The 1948-nt window shown below is 70.5% G+C and carries 1 protein-coding gene; it reads left to right on the top strand.

Features of this window, described 5'->3' with window-relative positions; genetic code table 11:
* Positions 1-7 precede the first annotated feature (7 nt).
* A complete protein-coding gene (locus ACFVGO_RS01330; RefSeq protein WP_380630645.1) occupies positions 8-1831 on the top strand; it encodes a M1 family aminopeptidase in 1824 nt (607 codons plus the stop codon).
* The last annotated feature ends 117 nt before the right edge of the window (positions 1832-1948 follow it).

Here is a 1948-nt window from a genome sequence, read left to right as displayed (position 1 = left end):
AAGACTCCTGCCTGCTCTGACCGGCGCCGCGCTGTTCGCGGCGACCGGCCTCGTGGCGCTCGCCACCCCCACCGTGGCGAGCGCCGCGGACTGCACACCCGCCCAGGTCGTGGCCAACGGCGGCTTCGAGTCCGGCAGTTCGTCCTGGACGGCGCCGAGCGGCGCGATCACCGCCGACAGCGGCCAGAGCGCGCACTCCGGCAGCTCCTACGCCTGGCTCGACGGCTACGGCTCCAGCCACACCGACACCCTCTCGCAGTCCGTCACCCTCCCCGCCGGGTGCGGCACCGCGACGCTCGGCTTCTGGCTGCACGTCGACACCGCCGAGACGACCGCCGGCACGGCCTACGACAAGCTCGCCGTCAAACTCGGCTCCACCACGGTGGCCACGTACTCCAACCTGGACGCCCTGAGCGGGTACGTGCACAAGACCGTCGACGTCTCCGCCTTCGCCGGCCAGACCGCGACGCTCGCCTTCACCGGCATCGAGGACGCCAGCCTGCAGACCAGCTTCGTGCTGGACGACGTCACCCTGGACGTCTCCGGCGGCGGGACCACCCCCCAGCCCGGCGACCCGACCCGCACCCCGGCCGCGCCGGCGTACACCGTCGACCTCAGCAGTGACGCCTCCGGCGGCAGTTGGACCGGACACGAGAGCGTGACCTTCAGCAACGCCTCGCCCACCGCGCTGAACGAGGTGTACCTGCGGCTGTGGGACAACGCCCACGGCAGCTGCCCCAGCACCCCGATCACGGTCACCAACGTGACCGGCGGCACGCCCTCCCCGCTCACGGTGAACTGCACCGCGCTCAAGATCACCCTGCCGGCCCCGCTCGCCCAGGGCCAGAGCGGCACCGTCGGCTTCGACCTCGGCATCACCGTGCCGAGCGGCGCGGACCGCTTCGGCCACGACGGCGCGTACAACTTCCTCGGCAACGCCCTGCCCGTCCTGGCGATACGGGACGCGGCCGGCTGGCACCTCGACCCGTACACCAACAACGGCGAGTCCTTCTACTCGATGGCCTCGGACTTCACCGTCACCCTGGACCACCCGACCGGCCTGCTGGTGCCCGCGACCGGCACCTCGGTGGACACCCCCGGCACGACCGGCCGGACCGTCACCAAGGCGACCGCGAGCAAGGTGCGCGACTTCGCCTGGGGCGCCGGACCGTTCACCAGGATCTCCGGCACCTCGGCGGCCGGGGTGAAGGTCAACGTCTACTCGGTGGCGGGGATCAGCGCGGCCGACTCCAAGTCGATGCTCTCCACCGCGACCTCGGCGGTCGACGCCCACGCCCAGCGCTTCGGCGCCTACCCGTACGGCGAACTGGACGCGGTGATCGACAACAACTTCTGGTTCGGCGGCATGGAGTACCCGGGCTTCGTCCTCGACCTGGTCAGCACCACGGCGCTCACCCACGAGATCGGCCACCAGTGGTGGTACGGCATCGTGGGCGACGACGAGTACAACGCCCCCTGGCTGGACGAGGCCTTCACCGACTACGCCACCGACCTCGCCCTCGGCAAGACCGGCAACGGCTGCTGGAACAGCGTCTCCTGGGCCTCCTCGGCGGAGAGGATCACCAACTCGATGGCGTACTGGGACGCCAACTCCTCGCGCTACTCCACGGTCGTCTACGGCTACGGCAAGTGCGCCCTGCACGACCTGCGCCGGACGATCGGCGACACCGCGATGACCACGCTGCTGCGCAACTACGCGCAGGCGCACTGGAACGGCGTCTCCACCACCGCGGAGTTCAAGGCCGCGGCCCAGGCCGCCACCACCGTGGACCTGACCTCCTTCTGGAGCCAGCACCGCATCGACGGCTGAGCCCGGGCAGCCCGTGGCGGGGGGGGGGGGGGACGGGGGGGGGGGGGGGCGTGGGGGGGCTTTTTTTTTTTTTTTTTTTTTTCTTTCTGTTTCCTCCTCCGGCTCCCCTTCTACCCC

The sequence above is a fragment of the Kitasatospora sp. NPDC057738 genome, from assembly GCF_042798815.1.
In the GTDB taxonomy this organism is placed as follows: Bacteria; Actinomycetota; Actinomycetes; order Streptomycetales; family Streptomycetaceae; genus Kitasatospora; species Kitasatospora lactacystinica.
This window is presented reverse-complemented; position numbering and strand designations above follow the sequence as displayed.